Source organism: Alkalibacterium subtropicum, from assembly GCF_900112455.1.
In the GTDB taxonomy this organism is placed as follows: domain Bacteria; phylum Bacillota; class Bacilli; order Lactobacillales; family Carnobacteriaceae_A; genus Alkalibacterium; species Alkalibacterium subtropicum.
Genome location: NZ_FOLT01000001.1, coordinates 130,095 through 152,848, shown reverse-complemented (window position 1 = coordinate 152,848; position 22,754 = coordinate 130,095). Strand labels below are relative to the sequence as shown.

The following is a 22,754-nucleotide window of genomic DNA, read 5'->3' as shown; positions in this document are numbered from 1 at the left end:
AAATACTTTAGTCATATTAAAGCTATATATCAAAAAATTTAATGTCAACTAAATTCTCAATGGAATTAAGATACCATGAACGTATGTCGATGTAAAGCGTTTTTATAAAATTAGACATCCCCTTTTACAAGGAACGCTCCTGAAAGATAGTATGTATCTTCGTCGTCATCAGATCAATAGCCACTTGATTTCTTCCACCTTCGGGTATAATAATATCTGCATATTTTTTTGTCGGTTCTATAAATTGAGAGTGCATCGGTTTGACAACGGATAGATATTGTTCAATGACATTATCGAGTGTTCTCCCCCGCTCTTCGATATCTCTTTTAATGCGACGAATGATCCTTATGTCATCATCTGTATCTACATAGACTTTGATATCCATTAAATCTCTCAATCGTGCATCTTCCAGTATCAGTATCCCTTCAAGAATGATGACTTCTTTTGGTTCCTGCAAGATCGTTTCGTCACTTCTTGTATGTCTGGTGTAATCATAAACCGGTTTATTGATACTTTTATAGTTTAATAAATCGTGTAGGTGAGAAATAAGTAAATCTGTATCAAAAGCAAAAGGATGATCATAATTTGTTTTCAAACGTTCTTCAAAACTCAGATGATCCTGATTTTTATAATATGAGTCCTGTTCAAGCATCATGATCGATTTCCCGGGAAAATAGTTATAGATTGCCTGACTGACGCTTGTCTTCCCACTGCCAGAACCTCCAGTTACTCCAATGACAATCGGTTTGTCTTTTTGATTCTTATTCATCACACATTTCCTTTCTTAAACTAACAGTATAGTCATCTTAACAAAAGCACTGAGTCAATAAAGACTCAATGCTTTTATTTATTATCGTAAATATTCATCTCTGTAATCCAGATGCTGTTCATAAGTCTCTGAGAAATATACCTCTCTTGTTGCTAAATCTGCCAGGAAATACATGTAATCTGTTTCAGCAGGATAAAGCGTCGCTTGAACGGCTTCTTCGGACGGATTATTTACCGGTCCAGGTCCAAGTCCAGTATTTTGATAGAGATTATAAGGAGAATCCACTTCCAGATCATCATAGGTGATCCTCTCCTGATGCTCTCCCAGCGCATAGGTGACACTCACGTCTGTCTGCAGGGCCATACCTACATCAAGACGATTGTAAAAGACTCCAGCGATCAGTTCGCGGTCTTCATACGTGATACCTTCTCGTTCAACAAATGAAGCCAGCGTCAGAATATCGTGAACAGATGTCTCCTGTGCTTCGATTTCAGTATAGTGTTCCTGGAACACCTGATCCATTTGGCTGATCATCTGAGTAACTAAATGTTCCAGGGTCGTATCATCAAGAAATTCGTATGTAGCGGGAAAGAGATACCCTTCCAGCGTATACAGTGTTTCTTCCTTGACCTCCATTGCCCCAGTCAAGAGATCTGGATATTCTTCTAGTTTTTCCTCGAGGAAGACGTCGCTTTCGATCAGTTCAAAGAATTCCTCGACTGAATAGTCCGTCTGCTGTTCAATGACGATGGCCACCTGTTCTACTGTAAAACCTTCCGGAATCGTTATGCTCCCGGCTGATTCTTCCAGGATAGGGGTGCCTCCTTCTTGAAGCTGGGTCACGATTTCTTCTGTAGACATAGAAGGCGAAAACAGATAGTAGCCTGCCTGGAAACCCTCTTCCCCAGTGAACCTGAGATGGTAATTAAAAACAAAGGCACTCCGTATAATATTATTTTCTTCAAGAATCCGGGCAATATCGGTACGTGACGAGCCAATAGGGATTTCTATCGGAACATCTGTATTACTTTCCGGTTCCAGCGGTTCCAGTGATGATGTGTAGTACTGGTAGCCCGATACAACGAGCACAATAATTAATATGATCAAAATTGAAACGATACTCAATACTATTTTTCTAACCGTCTTGGTCGATTTTCTATCAGGCATGAACTGTCCATCCTTTTTTATTAAGATAGTTATCTTAATCATTATACACAATATCCTGAGCATAGAAAAGATAATTCTACGCTTCATTTAAATTTCACTCTTATCGATTACATATATGAGATAACCTTATATGTCTGGCCCCAAAAAAAAGACGGATAACCGTGAGGCTTTCATGTATGCTGCCTGATGAAAGCGACTCACTGTAGATATCCGTCCTTTTATTCACTTTGTTTCCTTAATCTTCTTCTTCGCTGATGAATGTATTCAACACTTCTTCGATCATTTCCCATTCTTCATCTGAATCGATCGAACTTAATGTTCCTTCAAGTCCGCCTTCTGATTCTTTATATGAAAATGCAGACAGTTCGACTTCATCCCCTTCACTTGTTCCAGCCGGGTAGACCAGGACATAAGATTTATCGAAGTCTTCTGATTCAAAAGTGAAAAGGATCTCGTATAATTCTTCATTGCCCTCTTCATCTATAATCGTTATATGTTCATGATCGTGATCATGGTCGTGGTTGTGGTCATTTGACATAACAGTTTCCTCCTTCAGCTTTTTGACTGCTGATCTAAATAATTTTGTAAGATCATTACAGCCGCAAGTTTATCGATTACTTTTTTTCGTTTTTTACGGGAAGTATTCCCTTCTTCTATCAGCATTCTCGTTGCCTGCATCGTAGTCAGACGTTCATCGACATACGTTACCGGTAATCCGAAACGTTCTTTGATCTTATCTCCATATTCCATAGAGATCTCAGCACGCTCGCCAATCGAACCATCCATATTCTTGGGTAGTCCGACAACGAAAGACTCTATTTCATACTCATCGATGAGTTCTTTTAGACGGTCAAGTCCAAATTCTTCTTTGGATTCATTTATTTTTATCGTTTCGATACCTTGTGCTGTCCAGCCGAAATAATCACTGACAGCCACCCCGACCGTTTTCGATCCGACATCCAATCCCATTATCCGCATGTTATTTTTTAGTCTCTATATAGCGTGTAACGAGTTCTTCCAGGACTTCGTCTCTCTCATGCCGCTTGATCAGGTTTCTGGCATCCTTATGACGAGGTATATAAGCCGGATCTCCGGACAACAGATAGCCGACGATCTGATTGATCGGGTTATATCCTTTTTCTTCCAATGCTGTATATACCAGTTTCAATGTTTCTTCAACACTGTGTTCATCTACATTGTCTACACTAAATCGAACAGTATGATCATTTGAAGTCATCTAATGTTCCCTCCGTCTTTTCATTAAAGAATATGATTTGTCAATCATATTCTTTCTGAAAGTTTCTAGTATGTTCATTTTACTAGAAATCAAATCAAAGTACAATGCATTCTATGAGGCTGGACTAAAATATGAATATACTTATTCATAAACCAGGCAGATCAGCTGTTGTCTTTTATCCAATCAGAAACTGCCTTCAGCGCCTCCGGCAGACCATCAGGATTTTTCCCGCCTGCCTGAGCAAAGTCATCACGGCCACCGCCGCCGCCTTTGACATAAGGAGAGATCGTTTTGATAAGATGTCCGGCCTTGAGCTCCTTGTCTCTTGCTTTCTCATTCAGGGAAGCGATAAGATTGACTTTGCCCTCGTTTCTCAATCCAAGGACCAGGATATCCGAGTAGTTGTTCTGTTTCCACTTATCTGCCAGCTGTCTCAGCTGGTTCATGTCTTTTGCCTTGATCTCTTCTGCGATTACAGTAAGGTCCCCGACCGTATCTACCTTTGTGAAGATATCTTCTGCCTGAGCATTAGCCAGCTTGGCGTGTAAAGATTCATTCGCCTGGCTGATTTCTTTGATTTCTTTTTGAAGACCTTCCACTCTAACAGGCAAGTCGTGAAGTGACTGCAGTTTCATCAATTTTGAAACCTGTTTTAAGATAGTCAGCTGTTCTTCCATCCAGCGATATGCACCTTCACTTGTTCGAGCAATGATACGTCGTGTCCCGGCACCGATCCCCGTTTCTGACAGGATTTTGAATAATCCGATTTCTGAAGTAGATGTGACGTGTGTTCCTCCACATAACTCTTTCGAATAATCATCGATCAATACGACTCGGACATGTTTCCCATATTTTTCACCAAACAAGGCCATGGCCCCCATGTCTTTGGCTGTATCGATATCTGTTTCCACCGTTTCCACCCTAATGTTTTCCTGAATCTTCTGATTGACCTGTGCTTCCATTTGCTTCAGTTCTTCTTCGGTTACTTGTCCAAAATGAGTAAAGTCAAATCTCAGTTGGCTGTCTTCCACTAAAGATCCGGCCTGATTGGCATGCTCACCCAAAACGTCTTTTAAGGCCTGATGCAGCAGGTGCGTGGCAGTGTGATTGCGTTCGATCAGTCTTCTGCGTTTCCTGTCTATGATCAGATGGTAGGTATCATTGACATTCAGCTTATGTCTGACTTCTACTTCGTGAATCGGCTGCCCGTCTGGACCCGATTTGACATTTGTCACCTCTGCCATCACGGTTTGTTCGTCATCCATGATCAAGCCGCTGTCACCCACTTGTCCGCCTTTTTCGGCATAAAATGGACTTTCGCTGAATATAAGTCTGACTGATTCCCCCGGCTCTGCTTCCTGAACAAAGCTATCTTCTTTAATGATCTTAACAAGTTCACTTGACGTTTCGTCTTCGCTATAACCTATAAAATCACTTTCCACAGACACATCATTCAAAAGAGAGGATTGAACGGCCATAGATCCTTCAGCCTGACGAGCTGATCGAGCCCGTTCCCGCTGTTTTTCCATTTCCACTTCAAATTCCTCATAATTGATCGCGATCTCTTCTTCTTCAACTACTTCTTCAGTTAGTTCCAGAGGGAAACCGTATGTGTCATATAACTGAAAGACATCTTTCCCTGAAATGACAGTCTGCCCTTCTGCTTTCAATTCTTCAACGATTTCTTTCACCCTGTCCAGACCCGCAGCAAGTGTTTCAAGGAACCTTTCTTCTTCATTTAAAATAACCTTTTCGATAAATTCAGTATTTTCACTGACTTCCGGATAGTGATCATGCATGATTTCTGCCACGACTGGGATCAGCTGTGTCAGGAATGGCTTTTCAATAGACAATTTTCTTCCATGCATGACACTTCTTCTCAGCAGTCGTCTTAACACGTAACCCCGTCCCTCATTGGAAGGCAGAGCTCCATCACTGATGGCGAACACTAGTGTTCGGATATGATCCGCGATCACTTTGAAACTGATTTTATTCTTTTCATTCTCATTGTAATCATGACCTGATATCCATTCTACTTTATTGATGATAGGCATAAACAAATCAGTTTCGAAATTTGTCGGTGCGTTTTGGATGACCGATACGATACGCTCAAGTCCCATCCCGGTATCAATATTTTTATTAGGTAACGGGGCGTAGGTCCCATCAGATTTGTGGTTGAATTCAGAGAATACCAGATTCCATATCTCCAGCCAGCGTTCATTTTCCCCACCAGGATAATTTTCTTCATGTCCTGCAGGGAGATCGTTGAAAGATTCTCCCCTGTCATAGAATATCTCAGAATCCGGTCCGCACGGTCCTTCTCCGATATCCCAGAAGTTACCTTCCTCCAGAATAAGATGAGACTCGTCTATCCCGATCTTATCCTTCCATATACTATAGGTCTCTTCATCCTGAGGATAGACCGTGATATAAAGTTTCGACGGATCAAGCGCCAGCCACTTTTCACCTGTTAAAAATTCCCAAGCCCACTCGATGGCTTCTTCCTTAAAGTAGTCGCCGATAGAGAAATTGCCCAGCATTTCAAACAGCGTGTGGTGTCTAGCCGTCACACCGACATTCTCGATGTCATTTGTGCGAATACTCTTTTGTGAACTGGCGATCCTCGGATTATCCGGCCGGACTGTGCCATCAAAATATTTCTTCATTGTAGCGACCCCGGAATTGATCCAGAGCAGTGTCGGATCTTCTACCGGAACCAGTGAAGCACTTTTCTCTACTTGATGTCCTTTTTCTTTGAAAAAGTCTAAAAAGAGTTGTCTTAACTCTGAGCTTGATAAATCTTTCATTTTCACTTCTCCTTTTATAAACAATCTATATAAACAAAAAGACTGAATAAACTACTACAGACAAGGACGAGTTTTCGCGGTACCACCTTGTTTGTAATAACTTATTCAGTCAGCCATTACCTCTTGAGACTTGTTAACGCCAAGTAACGTTATACTTTCGTATAAAAGATTTGAAGGTGGCACTCAAGTGTGTGATATTCTTTCAGCGGTCGAATATCTCTCTTTGTTTACACTCCAGCATGTCCTTCTGTGAATGATAAAAGTATAGCGCAGATCGACCGATTAGTCAATATACTGCGGATACTTGAAAAAATGTGCGCTTCTTAAGAAAACAGTTGACCTGGTTACGCTTCATCTGTCCACTCTGTTTCATGAGCAGGGAAATATTTGTGCATTGAAAAGCCCCGTCCCAACACTTCACTCGCAGGCATTGCAACGACAAAAGCATCCGAATCAGCTTTCAGGACCGCTTCTTTCAGTAATGTAAATTCTCTTTCCTGAATAACGGCCATCAGCATATCTTTGTCTGTATTTCCATAACCTCCGCGAATACCGAGATTCGTAACTCCTCTTTCCATCGTGTGGAGGATCTCCTGTCTGATGTCATCCGGATTGTCTGAGATGATGAAGACATTTTTGTTCCTGTTGAATCCGAGCTGAACCATATCGATCGTTCGAGAAACGATGTACAAGGCTATCAGTGAAAACATGACCGTCTCAACGTCAAAGACTAACAAAGCGATGAGGATAACAACACCATCCACTAGTATGGTGCTCAACCCCAGCTGGAGATGCAGATATTGATAAAGGATCTGCACAATAATACTCGTCCCGCCTGTCGAAGATTTCGCCCGGAAGACGATCCCCAGACCTAACCCGGTGATCCCTCCACCAAACAGAGCCGCCAGGAGCGGTTCACGGGTGACCGGATCCCAGTCTCCGATAAACATCAGAAAGAATGGAATAAGCAAGCTGCCTAAAATCGTTTTATAACCCGCTTCTTTACCAAGCAGTAAAAAACACAGGAGCAGTAAAGGGATATTAAGTGCATACTGAAACAGTGCCGGGTCCCATCCGAATGAAGCATTTGCGGCAATAGATAATCCTGAGACCCCGCCTGAAACGATATTGTTGGGTAATAAAAAAACCTGAAAGGACACAGCCGCTAAAAATGATCCAAAGATGATATAGACATAATCCACCGCGCTTAATGTATATTTTTTTGCTACTCGTAACATTTAATATCCTCCTTATTTAGCTATTCGTCAACTCGAAACATTCTAACACTTTAAGTGTCAGTATGACAAGGACAAGTTCCATTTATGTGTATTTACTAAGATTATCTTTCTTTTATATGGATTTCACGTATACTATGGTTATAAAACAAGAATCGGTGATAACGTGAATAATAAACATTTGATTTTTATCGTTAACGAATTTTCCAGAAAAGGCAAGAAAACCACACATCAGATCAGACAGTGCATGAAGCATTACGGCAATACGTATGACATACATATTACCCAGTATCCTCAGCATGCCACTGCACTGGCTGAGCATTTATCAGCAAAGGTCGATGAAGATTCACTTATTGTAGCTGTCGGCGGTGATGGCACTCTGAATGAAGCCGTACAGGGATTACTGAATGCTGAATCGCCCTTGCCCTTAGCGTATATTCCGACAGGCTCCGGGAATGATTTTGCCCGTTCACTCGATCTGCCTTTAACGATCGAAGCCTCGATCAGTAATATACTGAAGACGGACTCCCCGACTTTGCTTGATGTATTGATCGGAACATCTGACTATTCAGATATTGTAGCAGTAAACAGTATAGGATTCGGGTTGGACGGCATGGTAATCAACAAGATCGACCAAACTAAAAACAAGCAAACTATCGGCAAGTTTTCCTATCTGGCCTCTGTTCTATCCGCCTATTTTTCCCAGAAAGCTTTCCCACTGAAGCTCACGACCGATGAACAGAGCTATATATATGGCGAAACACTGCTCATCGTATGTACAAACAATAAGTTCTTTGGAGGAGGCATCCCGATTCATCCAAAAGCCGTGGCTACGGATAGCCGGATAGATCTGGTTATTGCTGAAAAAGTGAGTTTTAAGGAATTGCTCAGCATTTTGTTTTCCATTTTGACTACACAGAATCACCTGAAACACCCCAAGCTGCATAGTCACCGTGTGGCTTCCTGCAGTTTCATGCTCTATACTCCCCAGTATGGACAGCGTGACGGCGAGCTTATAAACAAGAGCTTACAGAACATGTCTGTGAGAACAGTCAAACACCCCTTCTGGATATAAAACGCAAGAAGCGATCTCACTTTATGAGGTCGCTTCTTTATGGTTTAATCCCTTTCATACCGATCATCGGATCAACTGCATCGGATTCAACAGCCGAAGGCGTTAGAACATAGTCAGTTCTCGAGGGGGATGTTTCTACTTTTTTCCTCTTGATTTCCAACCCTGTATTTTCTTCTTTCGAATTAAAACGGATTCGACTGGCTAAGGACGTCAGTCGTTCAGTTGTATTCTCAGAAACACTTTTGAGGAAAGCATTCTGCTCGCCACATAAAAGCAGTGTCTGGCTGGCGCGGGTGATTGCTGTATAAATGATGTCTTTTTTCAGCATACGCCCATAACCGAAAACGATGGGCAGAATGACCATCGGATACTCACTGCCTTGAGACTTATGAATAGAGCAGCAGTATGAGAGCGTGATCTTATTCCATTCATTTCTCAGATAATTGACTTCGTTGCCGTCAAAGTCGATGACCAGTTCTTCGGAATTATTTTCCGACTCTTTAGAAGAGAGGATTCCTGTGATGATCCCCATATCTCCGTTAAAGACGTTTCGTTCAGGTTCATTGATGAGCTGTAGAACTTTATCACCGATCCGGTAGGTTTTATCCATAAATTCTACTTCTTTTGTTTTCTCTTTTTTGGGATTGAAGAGATCCTGAAGGTGTTTATTCAACCGGTCGATCCCTGCATTGCCTTTATATATCGGGGCCAGCACCTGGATGTCCTGAGCTGTGTACCCTTTTTCGATAGCTTTTGAGACCAATAGTGACACGATATCAACGACCTGATTCGTACCGCACGGGAAGAAATTCCGGTCATTTTTCTTTGCAGTGAAATCATCGGGTATGTCCCCTCGTTTGATTTCATGTGCCAGCGAGACGATCGATGACCCATCATTCTGACGATAAATTTCAGTGAGTTCTTTTTTTTCTATTTCTTCACTCGCGATCAAGTCTCTGAGGACCTGACCAGGACCAACTGAAGGCAGCTGGTCTTTATCTCCGACCAGGATCACTTTCATATTATCGGGTACAGCTTTCAGGAGCTGATAAGCTAACCAAGTATCGACCATCGACATCTCATCAATGATCAGCAAGGTTCCTTTCAGCATCCGATCGGATTCCTGCAGCGGATCATCATCAGAGCCCGTCAAACCGAGTAACCGGTGAATGGTGCTTGATGGCAGCCCCGTCGTTTCTTTCATACGTTTAGCTGCACGTCCGGTCGGAGCTGCCAGCAGGACAGGAAAAGGTTCGTTGGGATAGTCTGCCGGATCCAGGCTGATATCTTCAAGTTCAGCATAAATAGATACGATGACCTCAAGGACGGTTGTCTTACCTGTACCCGGCCCTCCTGTCAGCAGGAATACCGGTGAGGTCAAAGCTTTTTTTATGGCTTCTTTTTGAGAGGAGCCGAAGGTTATGCCCCGGCGTTTTTCGAACTCTTTTATTTTTTTATTGATAGCAGCGACTTTGGCTGTTTCTTTTTCCGCATTTATTCTTAATCGCTCTAGTGCATTCGCTATGCCCCACTCTGAAGCATACAGAGAAGGCAGATAAAAGGCATTTTCTTCCTGGATGATGCTTTGAGAGTCCACAAGTTCAATGATATTATCAGCAATCAGATCGGGGGCGATGATAAACGGCCGACTTTTTTCCAGTACTTCAATACTGTTTTTCACTAGGAATTCCGCTTCTACATAAGTATCGCCGGATTTCATGGTCTGTTCTTCAAGTGTATAAACGATCCCGGCTTTCACCCGTTCCGGTGCATCGCTGACGATACCGATTTCCTCAGCAACTGCATCTGCCCGGCTGAATCCGATACCCTCGATTTCTTCGATCAGCCGATATGGATTGGATTGAATGACCGAAAGTGTGTCGCCTTCAAAACGCTGATAAATCTTATAAGCCAGTTTATTGGATATTCCGTAATTGTTTAAGGCAATAATAACTTTCTGCATACCCTGTTCTTTTTCCAGAACAGAAAGAATCATTTCTTTCTTTGATTCATTCAATCCAGGTACATTATCCAAAACACGTTCATCTTCAAGGATCTTATCAATACTGTCAAGACCTAAAGTATCTACTATCTTTTGGGCTGATTTCTTCCCGATCCCTCTAAATCGGGGACTGGAAAGATACGTTATGATCGCTTCTTCTGTAGAGGGCTTTTCTTTGACGTACTTAGAGGACTGAAACTGCAGTCCGTATTTAGGATGATCGGTCCATTTCCCAATGAATTTATAGCTGTCTCCTTCCTGGATCTGACCAAAATTCCCTGTGACCACTGTCTGTGGCTCATCCACTTCGGTATTCGTCGAATCGATTTTTATAAGCATTACTTTATAGTAATTAGAAGGACTGGAAAAATATATAGCAGCTATTTCACCACTGATATAATCTTCTGATTCCCTTTCATTTGAAAAATCAAGCTGCTGCACGAGACGTCCTCCTTCCTTGAATAGTTTATCTAATACTTGGCTATTAATCTAGGTCTTTTTCCCATAATCTTTATTTTCTTCTCTGAAAACAGATGGTGATACATTCTTCAATTCCTTGAAGTTGCGGTTGAACGTGCGTAATGTTTTGTATCCACATGTTTGAGCAATATCACTGACCGACTTTTCTGTATTTAAAAGTAGATAAGTTGCCTGAGTTAATCGGTATCTGTTTATATAAGTTGTAAATGTTAGGTTGGTATAGATGTAAAAAACTTTGGAGACATAAGCATAATCATACTGTATGGCTTTGGTGACATCTTTTAATGTACAGTCATCCTGATAATGATTATCGATGTAAAGCAGGACGTTCTGGATGATTTTTCGTTTTGAAGACACTTTTATTGTCTCAAAAGTTGTCGATCGGATCAGTTTGTCACAATACCTGTATAAGACGGCTTTCTGGGCATAAACAGATGACAGCGCCTGTTTTTCCGGTATTTCTGTCACGGTAAAGCGGTTATCTTCTGGTGCAGAACCTTTGTATGATGAAAAAAAATGTCCGATCAATTCCGGCGAAAAAATGAGCACTCTACAGACTGACTGTTCCGGCGTAAACAGTTTATGCAACTGGTTCGGAAAAATAAAGACCGCTTCATTAGCTGTTAGATGGTAGTTTCTTTCTTCAATGGTTATGCTCATCTCGCCTTTCTCAACAATGATTATTTCATAGGCCCGATGAAAATGTAGAGGAAAATTCAAGTCTTTCAATGAAGAAAAGTTGAATTGTTCTTCTCCTTCCATACCATACTGCTCGAATAAGTACATACTACACCGCTCCTTTTATCACTAATATTGTCTATCAGTATACTACACCTGTAATGAAAATACATTCTTTTTAAAGGGTTCATCCCTAATGCAAAAAAGAGCTGTCTGATCAACAGAGCAGCTCTTTTTTAATCATCTCACTTAAATGTATTGCAGTAATTCAGTTTCCTTATAGGCACGATCTATCGTACCACCGCCCAGACATTCTTCGCCGTCATAAAAAACGATGGCCTGACCAGGAGTGATTGCACGGGCAGGTTCGTCGAATTCTACCACTGCCTTGTCTTCTTCTTTATTGTAGTGAACGGTCACATCGACGTCTTTTTGTCTGTATCTGAATTTAGCAGAGCATCTGAACGTTTCAGGGTACTCTTTGTCCGTCGTGAAGGAGAAATCACTGGCTTCCAGATGCGTCGCATAAAGATGGGGATGTGTGAATCCCTGGCCGACGATCAGTTCGTTGTTCTTCAGATTTTTGCCGATAACGAACCACGGTTCATTAGACTGACCTGTTCCACCGATACCCAAACCTTTTCTCTGCCCGATGGTATAATACATCAGCCCGTCATGACGGCCCATGACTTCTCCCTCTTCAGTTACCATATTACCTGGTTGAGCCGGCAGATAGTTCATGAGGAATTCCTTGAAATCTTTTTCTCCGATAAAACAGATACCGGTGGAATCTTTTTTCTTGGCTGTCGCCAGTCCGGCTTCTTCAGCGATCTTCCTGACTTCACTCTTGTCCATTTCACCTAGCGGGAACATGACTTTAGACAGCTGTGCCTGAGACAGCTGGTTCAGGAAATAAGTCTGATCCTTGTTGTTATCTACGCCACGCAGCATGTGAGTTCTTCCGTCTTCGTCTCTGCTTACCCGTGCATAATGCCCTGTAGCCACATATTCAGCGCCAAGACTCATAGCATAATCAAGGAAGGCTTTAAATTTAATTTCTTTGTTGCACATGACATCCGGGTTCGGTGTGCGTCCTTTTTTGTATTCATCCAGGAAATACTGGAAGACTTTGTCCCAATACTCCTTCTCGAAATTGATCGAATAATAAGGGATGCCTATTTTGTTGGCTACGAGAGCCACATCTTTATAGTCTTCTGTAGCGGTACAGAAACCATTCTCGTCTGTATCGTCCCAGTTTTTCATAAAAACGCCAATAACATCATACCCCTGCTCTTTAAGCAGTAAAGCCGTAACTGACGAGTCGACTCCACCACTCATGCCTACGACTACTCTTGTATCTGCATTTGACATGTGTTCACCATCATTTCTGTAAAGATTCTGTACTTGCACGAATTGAAGGTTCGTATGTTTCCAGTCTGTACTATTATACTGTCTATCATGAATAAATCAAGGGATAGCAGGGATAATTAAAAGAAAAGACACACAATGGCCTTGTGTGTCTTTGATCTGACAAGGTGTACACCGTGACGAGCTAGTCTGGCTAAACCTTTTTCAGTACCTTTGCATTCACCAGAGATTCAATGATCCCTTCAGCAAATTTCCTTTCCTCTTCCAGCTGATCGGATTTATACAGATCGACCTTTTTTAAACCATTCGAAGTCACGGCAGATAACTTCAGCTCATCGATATCCTTGGAAATAACAAGTTTCAGTTTGGGAACTTTTTTATCCTGACTGTGCAGAGACAGAACTCTTTCGTACTGAAACGACCCGTTCTTACTTTCAAGGAACCCGTTATCTCTGAGTGTGTACCGTTTGGCATCTTCATGCACAGCGTAGTGCGCCTCACTGCCTAATAAATGATCTTGCTTATACGTTGCCATCCACTAATTCCTCCCTTTACGTTTCACTGTCTTTATTATACATCAATTTACCTTTAAAGAAGCACAGGTATTCTGAATTTTATTTACTGTTTTTATAATGCCCTCTTCTGTTACACCCTGACCAAAGCTGATCCTGACCGTTTCTTCTATAGCCGGATGATTGTCATTATACAAAGCGATCAGCACATGGCTGGGATCCACATTCCCCGCTGAACAGGCAGAGCCTATAGAGACAGCGATTCGTGCCAGATCAAGGTGAATCAGCAGCTTATAAGCCGGTATACCTTTCAAGTGCAGACTGAGTATATGAGGCAGACCTTTTTCTATTGATCCATTCACACTAAAGTCTATCTCCGTTTCCTCCAGTTTATTAATAAAGAGTTTCTTGAAGTAGCTGTATGACTCTCTCAATTCTGACTTGTTTACCATTCTAAGTTCCACTGCTTTTTTAAAACCGGCAATCGCAGGGACGTTCTCCGTCCCTCCTCTTCTATTGTTTTCCTGTTCTCCGCCCATGATCAGACGAGGTATCGAAAGATCGTCGTTTATATACAGAAACCCTATTCCTTTGGGTCCATTGATCTTGTGTGCCGAAACTGATAATAGGTCGATTTTTTCATCCTTCACATCAATATCTTCTGTCCCATAAGCCTGGACAGCATCTGTGTGAAAGACGACCCCCGGGGCTGACTCCTTCAGGTAACGGCCAATGTCTCCTATGGGCATCAGACTGCCGATTTCATTATTGCCATACATTATCGAAACAAGGATGGTATCTTCCCTTAAGGCTGCCTGAACTTGTTCCAGTGTTATTTCCCCGTCTTCATTGACAGGAAGATACGTGATCTCAAACCCCGCTTCAGCGAGATACTCCACGGGCTTTAAGACAGCCGGATGTTCAACGGCTGTCGTAATAATATGTCTGCCCCTGTCTCTATACTTCTCAGCAGTCTTCAAAATAGCCATATTATCACTTTCTGTGCCTCCGCTGGTAATGACGATTTCTTGAGGCTTGGCATGGATACTTTCTGCAAATGTACGACGTGCTTCTTCCACCAGCCCTCTGCTTTCGCGTCCGATCTGATGAATGCTCGAAGCATTGCCGAAATTTCTTTTCATCGTTTCTGTCATGACTTCGATCACTTCAGGATGCATCGGTGTTGTTGCTGCATGATCTAAATAGACTGTTTCACTCATTATTTATCCTTTCTGAACTAGGAGAGTTCGATATGGGGATACAACATGTCCAGCACTTTTCTTGATAATCGCCTGCCTTTCCCTTTTTGTACAAAGGCATGCATATTCATAGCCGGATTAAAATTGGCTTCGATCACGGTGTATCCGTTGTTTGCTTTGGTGCTAGGCATATGAATATCCGGCACGATCAGATCCAGACCTGTAACTTTGACGTCTAAGGCGCGGGCGATATCTTCCGCAACAGACTTATAGCTTTCGTGCATGTCATCTGTCACATCGATGGAATCTCCACCGGTCGAAATATTTGAATTTTCCCGTAGATACACTTTTTCGTTTTCTGGAAGGACACTTTCAAATGTGTAGCCCTGTTCTTTAAGCATCATCGCTTCGATTTCACCCATTTTTATTTTTTCAAGCGGAGCCCGATGATTCTCTCCCCTATAAGGGTGTCTGTTTTTTTCAGCAATCAATTCTTTTACAGAATGTTCGCCGTCGCCTGTTACATTCGCCGGTTCTCGAAGCAAAACAGCTTCAACTTTTCCGTTCAGAACAAAAAATCGGTACTCTGTTCCTTCAATGTATTCTTCCACAAGGATACTGTCATCTTCTTTAAAGGCAAAAGACAAAGCTTCTTCATAATCTGTCCTTTTGGGGGTCTGTTTGAATATCGTGATCCCGATGCCGTAATTTGTAGACTTGGGTTTGATCACCACCGCTTTTTGGGATGCGATGGCGTAATAGTTTTTAGCTTCTTCCAAAGAAGAGAACTCTTCTCCGGCAGGCACTGCGAAACCATTTTCTTTCAGTACTTTTTTAGTTACTGTTTTATTAGCCATGAGCCAGTGTGAAATATACGTATCTTTGGATGTCATGTTCCCATTTCGAACATATTCTTTGTCTCCTTTATAACTGAAGGCGAGAAACTGATCATTCTCATCCAAGATAGTCGTTTTCACTCCCAACTGCAGAGCATCGAACAGAAGCAGCTGCGTACTCATTTCAAGAGTTTCAAATCCGTTGAGCAGGAATGGTTTCTGCATGGACAACTGTTTGTAACTCTTGCCGAGCGTGTTGCCAAAGTCAATGAAAGACGTTCTGTCTTTCAGTTTATCCATGATGACAGCGGATAAGGTCTCTTCTGGATGATGGAACTGATGAATAGCTTTATCGACGACCGTTGTGTACTCATCGCTCAAGTTCAATTCCCGGCTGGTGTCTTTCATCAGATTTAAAAGTGATAGCCCCTCTTCTTTATATTGCGAATAGGCATAGGGGTTTTCAAGAGATGTCCGTGCATTCTTCTCTATTCCCTCTTTGATATCTTCATCTCTGTTATCTTTGTCCATCCACACCATCGTTAACACGTACAAGTGAAGAAACACAGATTGCTCATATGAAAAACCAAGAGGGTCAAACGGATTAAGGTCAAATGACCGGAATTCCACATAGCGCGTACCATTATTGACTAGCTGACAGACGTATTTCCCGGCTCCTCGCAGTCGTGATGAACCGTAGTATTCTCTTTCTTCATATAGAATATTGTTTTTTACTAATTCTTCAATATCACGAATATAATTCTCTATAGACTCATAAGATACTGTGTCGCTGAACGTATTATGGTATCCATATTCGCTGTTTCTCAGACTTCTTACAGGACCGATCGTCTCACTGTCCAGCAGTGAAGGATGACTGACCGGGGAAGCCCCGAATAAATAGGTCAGCACCCACTGATACCTCAAATAGTTACGCGACATTTTCAGATAAAGATCATTACACCACTCATCCAGATTATCTTCAGTCTGTACATATTCATTGATTTTATCCAGGAATTCGGGTGTAAAAGAAAAGTTGTAGTGTACGCCACTGATCATCTGCTTTTTCTTCCCATATTTTTCAGACAATTTTTCACGGTAGCGGACTTCCCTGTAATCATCTACTTTTATTAAAGGGATATCCGCTTCTGCTGGCAGGATATTGGGCATACTGAACGGCCAGACGAATTCGTCTTTTGGGATAGTTCGGTTGACTACGTCATGCAGTGCCTTCAACCACTGATACTGCTCCTTCAATGTATCCTGAGGCGGCGTGACCAACTCAAGCTGAGACTCGCTGAAATCTGTCTGCACATAGGGGTGATGGTTGCGGCTGCCAAATTCTAAAGGATGATCTGTTCGTGCCAGATGCCCTGATGCATCGGTCCTGAGCCCTTCCTTTTCAATGCCAAAGGATCCTTTAACAAAATATGGCTCAAGCTGATTGTTCTGTACTATTTTCTTTAGATTCATTTTATACTTCCTCTTATTATAATGTGCGTTTAATGTCAAATTATATCATATCACAAAAGCTGTCACTGAACATAAAAAATAGTCTTTTTGCTGGCAAACAACTGTTCACTTTATTTCATTGATCAAGAAAGAATGCTATACTTGTATCACCTGAAACCATGCTATCAATTAAGGAGAATCATATTGAATAAACCATTAGCCTATCGTATGCGGCCAAAAACCATTGACAACATCGTAGGACAAACACATCTCGTGGGAGAAGGTAAGATCATATGGAGAATGGTTAAAGCCAAACAGCTTTCCTCAATGATTTTATACGGTCCCCCCGGTATAGGAAAAACAAGTATAGCCAGTGCCATAGCCGGATCCACCCAATACGCCTTTCGCATGCTTAACGCAGCGACTGACAAGAAAAAGGATCTGGAGATCGTTGTCGAAGAAGCAAAAATGAGCGGTACAGTCGTTTTGCTTCTCGATGAGGTACACCGTCTGGATAAACCGAAACAGGATTTTTTACTCCCTCATCTTGAGAACGGACGGATCGTTTTGATTGGGGCGACCACAGAAAATCCATATATATCTATCCATCCTGCGATCAGAAGTCGGGCACAGATTTTTGAACTGAAACCATTGACAGCAGACCATATTATCGCCGCGTTAAACAGAGCTTTGACTGACAAAGAAAATGGCCTCGGCACCTATCCTATTACTATTGCAGATAATGTTTTAGACTACTTTGCCCGGTCGACCCAAGGTGACTTGCGGAGTGCTTTAAATGCACTGGAGCTGGCTGCAAAGTCAACTGAACCAGACGGTGCCGGATCCATTATCATCACGAAAGAAACCGCAGAGGAATGTCTGCAAAGGAAGGCTTTGAATCACGATAAAGATGGCGATGCTCACTATAATGCCATCTCAGCCTTCCAGAAGTCGATTAGAGGAAGTGATGTTCATGCCGCTCTTCATTATCTGGCCCGTCTGATCGAAGCTGGAGAGTTAAAGATCATTATAAGACGCCTGATCGTTACCGCTTATGAGGATATCGGATTAGCCAACCCTGCCGGGGTTGCCCGCGTTGTCACAGCAGCAGAAGCGGCAGAAAAAATCGGCTTTCCTGAAGCACGCATCCCTTTAGCCAATGCAGTGATCGAGATGTGTCTCTCACCAAAATCAAACAGTGCGATTTCCGCTGTCGATGCAGCCTTAGGTGATGTCAGAAACGGCTTTTCAGGAGATGTTCCGGCCCATCTGAAAGACGCCCACTATTCCGGCGCAGAAAAACTGGGCAGCGGTGTCGGTTATCAGTATCCTCATAATCACGAAAGTCACTGGGTGAAACAGCAATATCTGCCTGACAGTATCAAAAATAAAAGATACTACTACCCTGCAGTTACATCTAAATTCGAAAGTGCCCTCGAGAAGCAGTTGTCTAAATATGAGAATAAATAAGTTTTCTATTAGCGAGCACTCTGTATTGACTAAATATAACCTCTGTGCTAATATAAGGATAAGAATTCTGAGGTGTACGCGATGCCTACAAACTGTGTTGACCGAACGTTTTATTCAAACATTGGGATTCTAAAGGAAGAATTGCTGACACGCCTTATCACTTGGAAGTCAAATATTTTTCTGGAGAAGCCCACCTGCCAATAGCGGGTTCAACCTAACATGGCATTCAACCGGCACCATCGGATTTCTTATACTTAGTCATACACAGAGCCAGGACTTTATGTCCTGGCTCTTTTTTCCTTTTATTAGGTATTTAATTTCTTTTTTAGTATAATGTAGGTAAGAATATAAGAAGGGTTGTGTGTCATATGTTACAAGAGTATAAGAAAATTTTGGTAGCCATCGATGGGTCTTCACAGGCAGAAAGAGCATTTAAAAAAGCTGTTGAAGTGGCCAAGAGAAACGATGCAGTTCTTGTTCTTGCTCATGTTATCGATACGCGTGCCTATCAGTCATTTAGCACATTTGACGGATCTATTGCTGATAACGCACGTGAAGAAGCGAAAAACACCCTGAATGACTACAAGGAATATGCTGAAAAAGAGGGACTTTCTAAAGTCAAAACAGTTTTAGAGTATGGTTCACCGAAAATAATGATCGCCAAACAGATACCGGAAGCTGAAAGTATCGATTTGATCATGCTCGGCGCAACCGGCTTGAACGCTGTGGAACGTATATTTGTTGGTTCAGTGTCTGAGTATGTTATCCGCCAGGCTAAATGCGACGTATTGATCGTCCGTACTGACTTAAACAATGAGTTTATTGAAGAATAAATAAGCATTAAAAGACGTCTCTTTTCCGTTTTGGAAAAGAGACGTCTTTTAATTTTTAATCAACTTAATTGCTTAATTTTTCTACATCGCGGGCAATCATGACTTCTTCATCGGTCGGGATGAGTAGTACTTTTACTTTAGAATCATCTGTTGAAATAACTCTTTGCTTGCCACGGACATTATTTCTTTCACTGTCGATTTCAGCACCGAAATATGAGATGCCATTAATGATATTCTCACGCGTTTCCGGTCCATTTTCACCGATCCCTGCAGTAAATACGATGGCGTCGACACCATTCATCGTCGCAACATATGAACCAATGTACTTTTTAACTCTGTCTTCAAATATACGTAGAGCCAATGCTGCACGTTCATTCGTGTCTTCAACGTCTTCCAAATCTCTCATATCACTTGAAACACCTGAAAGTCCTTTTAGTCCAGACTCATTGTTGAGAATATAAATCATGTCCTCGATCGATTCAATGCCTTCTTTTTCCATTAAGAATGGTAGTAATGACGCATCGATATCCCCGGAACGTGTCCCCATGGTGACCCCTGCTAATGGTGTGAATCCCATAGATGTATCGACAGATTTACCCCCGTCGACAGCCGTAATGGAAGCACCGTTACCTAAATGACACGTAATGATCTTCAGGTCTTCGATCGGTTTCTCCAGCATCTCTGCTGCCTGCTGTGCAACATATTTATGGCTTGTTCCGTGTGCACCATATTTACGTGCATTGTGTTTTTCATAATATTCATAAGGAATACTGTATAGATAGTTCACTTTAGGCATGGTTTGATGGAAAGAGGTATCAAACACGGCAACACTTGTAATATCCGGCAGGATTTTCTTGAAGGCTTTAATACCGGTAGCATTGGCTGGATTGTGTAAAGGTGCAAATTCAGCTAGACTTTCGATTTGCTCGATGACTTCATCTGTAACCACAGCAGAGTCTTTGAATATTTCTCCACCGGCAACCACACGGTGTCCTACACCTGTAATTTCATTGAAGTCCTCGATGATATTCAATTCAATTAATTGTTTCAGAAGCATCTCGACCGCTACTTCGTGATCAGCAATATCGACAACTTGCTTGTACTTTTCTCCATCATTATATTTAATAGTGAAAATAGAATCATTTAAACCGATACGTTCGACCACGCCGGATGCCAGTTCTTCTTCCTGTGGCATTGTGAATAATTTCCATTTCAGACTTGAGCTTCCTGCATTGATTGCAATTGTTTTTGACATATTGTTCGCTCCCTTTTTTATATTTGCTGCTCTTTTTTCCATTTTTTTATACTTAAAATGAACTCATTGAAGGTCTTTTGGTCTTTAATGTTAGGCACATCAGAGACGAGTACCTCAGACACCTGTTTGCTGCCTTCACCCTTCTTCTGAATAATGAATAATGACTTTCTAGACTTGACTGAACTGAACCATTCCAGTGGCATGTGGATGATCGCCTGAACATGACCGACCGAATGAACATACTTCAGCAAGCTTTTTACTTCCTCTGTTTCAAATACATTCGTCGGGAGTATATAGAAAGCGTACCCGCTTTCTTTCAAATACTTCATTCCCTGTTCTATGAGTAAATAATGACTGTAGGAATGCCCCTCTTCAAAACGTGTCTTGAAGTCATCCTTTTTAACATCTATGGGGTAGAAACCTACCGGCAAATCAGAAATCATCAGGTCCACAGGATCCAGCAACAGTGGCTGCAGTGCATCCTGATGCATCAAATGAACAGGTATGTGGAGTATAGCCGAGATCGTAGAAGCCAAAGAAATAAGCAGTTCATCATTGTCTACACCCGTTAATTTCACTTCTTTATTTTCTGAAAATAGTGTCGTAAACAAGGTATAAAGCAAATTGCCGCTACCAACGGATAAATCTGCGAGATGGAGTGGTTCATCTGTTTCAAAGAAAAGATCTATGAAATAGGATAAGATGACGCCGATCCCGTCTGGCGTAGGTTGATGGTTCACTTGTAGCTGATCCTCTTTCACTATACTGATCAGCATCATCTGGATAGCTTTTTTCTTCTCCTCCAGAGACAATTCTTCGATCGATACAGAATTGTATAAAGCTATTAACTTATCTCTTGTTTCCGGATGAGGAAGCCCGTCTTCGACGTGTACTTTTCCGTTATCCAGAATGTTTTCACCCGTTTCAATAAAAGCTTCGACAAAGGTTGAATCCAAATCTTCCTTTATATTTCTTGTTGATTCCAGTAAAACAGTATAAAATTTTTCCACTTTAGATGTATCCACAGCAACAATCCTTTCGCTTTTATTCCTTATCCAGTCATTCGGAAGTGAATAAAAATCCATTAAAGCTCTACTGTTATTTTAACTCATTCGATTGTCATGTACAAGATTTAAGCTACATCTATACCGTACTGAAAATCACATTATGACATGGTGTCAGTTTTTATGATAGAAAAAAAGGAACCAAAATCGATTAGATTATGATTCCAATTTATTTGATAATTAGTTTGCTACAGGATAAACAGAAACTTGCTTTTTGTTTTTTCCTTTACGTTCAAAGCGGACAACACCATCGATTTTAGCGAATAGCGTGTCGTCTCCACCTCGGCCTACGTTTTCACCTGGATAAATCTTAGTTCCTCGTTGACGGTATAAAATAGATCCGCCAGAGACAACTTGTCCATCTCCGCGTTTAGCTCCTAAACGTTTTGATTGTGAGTCACGACCGTTGGTTGTTGAACCGCCACCTTTTTTATGAGCGAAAAATTGTAAATTCATTTTCAACATATTCAATGCACCTCCATTATTTCTCTTGTAGAGAATTAATTTTTACATACTCGCTGTATTCTTCTTCTATGCTTTTTAAAGACAGATGAAGGCTTTTCAGGAGTATCTGGCCTGTTTCCATTTGTTTTTGAGAAATACCAGCAGGAATAGTGAATTCCAGATAGCCTCCAGAATCTTCAGCAGAAACAACCTTTAAGGGTATCCCAGCTATCTCAGTCAGACTATTTACTGTACCGATACTTAAGGCTGAAACGGCAGCGCAGACAATATCATAACCGTATGGGCCGGCCTCAGCATGTCCAGACATTTGAACTGACATCAGATTTGAACCTTCACGGCGAAATTGAATAGCTATCATTTCAGTCTCTCTTTCTCAATGATTAGTTTGATTTGATTGATGTGATAGAAACTTTTGTATATGGCTGACGATGTCCCTTTTTGTTATGGGAATCTTTTCTGCGACGGTATTTGTAAGTCGTTACTTTTTTAGCACGACCTTGCTTTTCGATCTTACCTTCTACAGACGCGCCTTCGATGAAGGGATTACCTACTACAGTATTATCTCCTCCAACAAACAAAACTTCGTCAAAAGTTACTGAATCACCAGCTTCTCCGTCTAATTTTTCTACGAAGATATCTTGGCCTTCTTCAACTTTAAACTGTTTTCCACCTGTTTTGATAATTGCGTACATGTTTGCTGCACCTCCTTTAATTAATGAATAAAACATTCCGTTTTATTCTTAAGCACTTAGACTCGCCGCTATAAGTAGCAGTTTCCTGCTTTTTGACTTATATACGAGCGGTTGTAGTTGTGGTGCTACACATTTACAACGTTACTAGCATACCAAATCAC

Annotated in this window: 21 protein-coding genes, 1 other RNA gene and 1 other annotated feature; of the genes, 4 read left to right on the top strand and 18 right to left on the bottom strand. The window is 41.6% G+C overall.

Going from position 1 to position 22,754, the window contains the following annotated elements:
* Positions 1–124 precede the first annotated feature (124 nt).
* From udk to BM049_RS00745, 7 genes are all read right to left on the bottom strand, one after another.
* Positions 125–769, bottom strand: coding sequence for a uridine kinase (gene udk / locus BM049_RS00775; RefSeq protein WP_091527871.1), 645 nt, complete (start codon positions 767–769; stop codon positions 125–127).
* An 81-nt stretch (positions 770–850) separates the two neighbouring features.
* Positions 851–1,936, bottom strand: a complete 1,086-nt coding sequence (gene mltG / locus BM049_RS00770; protein ID WP_091527870.1) for an endolytic transglycosylase MltG — start codon at positions 1,934–1,936, stop codon at positions 851–853.
* 235 nt (positions 1,937–2,171) lie between these two features.
* Positions 2,172–2,474 (bottom strand): DUF1292 domain-containing protein, encoded by a 303-nt coding sequence (locus BM049_RS00765; protein WP_091527868.1) that lies wholly within the window; start codon positions 2,472–2,474, stop codon positions 2,172–2,174.
* 14 nt (positions 2,475–2,488) lie between these two features.
* Positions 2,489–2,914 (bottom strand): Holliday junction resolvase RuvX, encoded by a 426-nt coding sequence (gene ruvX, locus BM049_RS00760; RefSeq protein WP_091527867.1) that lies wholly within the window; start codon positions 2,912–2,914, stop codon positions 2,489–2,491.
* A gap of 1 nt (position 2,915) precedes the next feature.
* On the bottom strand, positions 2,916–3,173 hold the full coding sequence (locus BM049_RS00755) for an IreB family regulatory phosphoprotein (RefSeq protein WP_091527866.1): 258 nt from the start codon (positions 3,171–3,173) through the stop codon (positions 2,916–2,918).
* Between the two features lie 161 nt (positions 3,174–3,334).
* The gene (alaS, locus tag BM049_RS00750; RefSeq protein ID WP_091527865.1) at positions 3,335–5,980 is read right to left on the bottom strand and encodes an alanine--tRNA ligase; all 2,646 of its coding nucleotides are present in this window, start codon (positions 5,978–5,980) and stop codon (positions 3,335–3,337) included.
* A gap of 344 nt (positions 5,981–6,324) precedes the next feature.
* Complete coding sequence (locus tag BM049_RS00745) at positions 6,325–7,218, bottom strand: YitT family protein (RefSeq protein ID WP_091527863.1); 894 nt, start codon at positions 7,216–7,218, stop codon at positions 6,325–6,327.
* A 163-nt stretch (positions 7,219–7,381) separates the two neighbouring features.
* On the opposite strand from BM049_RS00745, the gene BM049_RS00740 reads away from it, so the two are divergent.
* A complete protein-coding gene (locus BM049_RS00740; RefSeq protein ID WP_177188540.1) occupies positions 7,382–8,290 on the top strand; it encodes a diacylglycerol/lipid kinase family protein in 909 nt (302 codons plus the stop codon).
* Positions 8,291–8,327: 37 nt separating this feature from the next.
* Here BM049_RS00740 and recD2 read toward each other — a convergent pair whose 3' ends face one another.
* The 6 genes from recD2 to gshAB all read right to left on the bottom strand — a co-directional run bounded on the left by recD2 (position 8,328) and on the right by gshAB (position 16,835).
* Complete coding sequence (gene recD2, locus BM049_RS00735; protein ID WP_091527860.1) at positions 8,328–10,733, bottom strand: SF1B family DNA helicase RecD2; 2,406 nt, start codon at positions 10,731–10,733, stop codon at positions 8,328–8,330.
* Between the two features lie 48 nt (positions 10,734–10,781).
* On the bottom strand, positions 10,782–11,558 hold the full coding sequence (locus BM049_RS00730) for an AraC family transcriptional regulator (protein ID WP_091527858.1): 777 nt from the start codon (positions 11,556–11,558) through the stop codon (positions 10,782–10,784).
* 141 nt (positions 11,559–11,699) lie between these two features.
* Positions 11,700–12,821 carry a tRNA 2-thiouridine(34) synthase MnmA gene (gene mnmA / locus BM049_RS00725; protein ID WP_091527857.1) on the bottom strand — a complete coding sequence of 374 codons (1,122 nt, stop codon included), beginning with the start codon at positions 12,819–12,821 and terminating at the stop codon, positions 11,700–11,702.
* 190 nt (positions 12,822–13,011) lie between these two features.
* Complete coding sequence (locus BM049_RS00720) at positions 13,012–13,353, bottom strand: hypothetical protein (protein WP_091527855.1); 342 nt, start codon at positions 13,351–13,353, stop codon at positions 13,012–13,014.
* 42 nt (positions 13,354–13,395) lie between these two features.
* Positions 13,396–14,550, bottom strand: a complete 1,155-nt coding sequence (locus BM049_RS00715; RefSeq protein WP_091527853.1) for a cysteine desulfurase family protein — start codon at positions 14,548–14,550, stop codon at positions 13,396–13,398.
* 17 nt (positions 14,551–14,567) lie between these two features.
* Entirely contained in the window at positions 14,568–16,835 is a 2,268-nt protein-coding gene (gshAB, locus tag BM049_RS00710) for a bifunctional glutamate--cysteine ligase GshA/glutathione synthetase GshB (protein ID WP_091527852.1), read from the bottom strand.
* Between the two features lie 183 nt (positions 16,836–17,018).
* On the opposite strand from gshAB, the gene BM049_RS00705 reads away from it, so the two are divergent.
* The 3 genes from BM049_RS00705 to BM049_RS00695 all read left to right on the top strand — a co-directional run bounded on the left by BM049_RS00705 (position 17,019) and on the right by BM049_RS00695 (position 19,117).
* Positions 17,019–18,284 carry a replication-associated recombination protein A gene (locus BM049_RS00705; RefSeq protein ID WP_091527850.1) on the top strand — a complete coding sequence of 422 codons (1,266 nt, stop codon included), beginning with the start codon at positions 17,019–17,021 and terminating at the stop codon, positions 18,282–18,284.
* Positions 18,285–18,345: 61 nt separating this feature from the next.
* Positions 18,346–18,534, top strand: a non-coding RNA gene (ssrS, locus tag BM049_RS00700) — 6S RNA.
* A 118-nt stretch (positions 18,535–18,652) separates the two neighbouring features.
* Positions 18,653–19,117 carry a universal stress protein gene (locus tag BM049_RS00695; protein ID WP_091527849.1) on the top strand — a complete coding sequence of 155 codons (465 nt, stop codon included), beginning with the start codon at positions 18,653–18,655 and terminating at the stop codon, positions 19,115–19,117.
* Between the two features lie 64 nt (positions 19,118–19,181).
* Here the strand turns inward: BM049_RS00695 and BM049_RS00690 are convergent, their stop codons facing one another.
* The 5 genes from BM049_RS00690 to rplU form a co-directional block, all read right to left on the bottom strand.
* Positions 19,182–20,372: an acetate/propionate family kinase gene (locus BM049_RS00690; RefSeq protein ID WP_091528229.1), complete on the bottom strand. Its 1,191-nt coding sequence runs from the start codon at positions 20,370–20,372 to the stop codon at positions 19,182–19,184.
* Positions 20,373–20,389: 17 nt separating this feature from the next.
* The gene (locus BM049_RS00685) at positions 20,390–21,397 is read right to left on the bottom strand and encodes a class I SAM-dependent methyltransferase (protein WP_177188539.1); all 1,008 of its coding nucleotides are present in this window, start codon (positions 21,395–21,397) and stop codon (positions 20,390–20,392) included.
* A gap of 219 nt (positions 21,398–21,616) precedes the next feature.
* Positions 21,617–21,901, bottom strand: a complete 285-nt coding sequence (gene rpmA, locus BM049_RS00680) for a 50S ribosomal protein L27 (protein WP_091527845.1) — start codon at positions 21,899–21,901, stop codon at positions 21,617–21,619.
* A 16-nt stretch (positions 21,902–21,917) separates the two neighbouring features.
* Positions 21,918–22,259, bottom strand: a complete 342-nt coding sequence (locus BM049_RS00675) for a ribosomal-processing cysteine protease Prp (protein WP_091527844.1) — start codon at positions 22,257–22,259, stop codon at positions 21,918–21,920.
* A 22-nt stretch (positions 22,260–22,281) separates the two neighbouring features.
* Complete coding sequence (gene rplU / locus BM049_RS00670) at positions 22,282–22,593, bottom strand: 50S ribosomal protein L21 (protein ID WP_091486106.1); 312 nt, start codon at positions 22,591–22,593, stop codon at positions 22,282–22,284.
* A gap of 48 nt (positions 22,594–22,641) precedes the next feature.
* Positions 22,642–22,716 (bottom strand) — a sequence feature (ribosomal protein L21 leader region).
* Positions 22,717–22,754 lie beyond the last annotated feature (38 nt).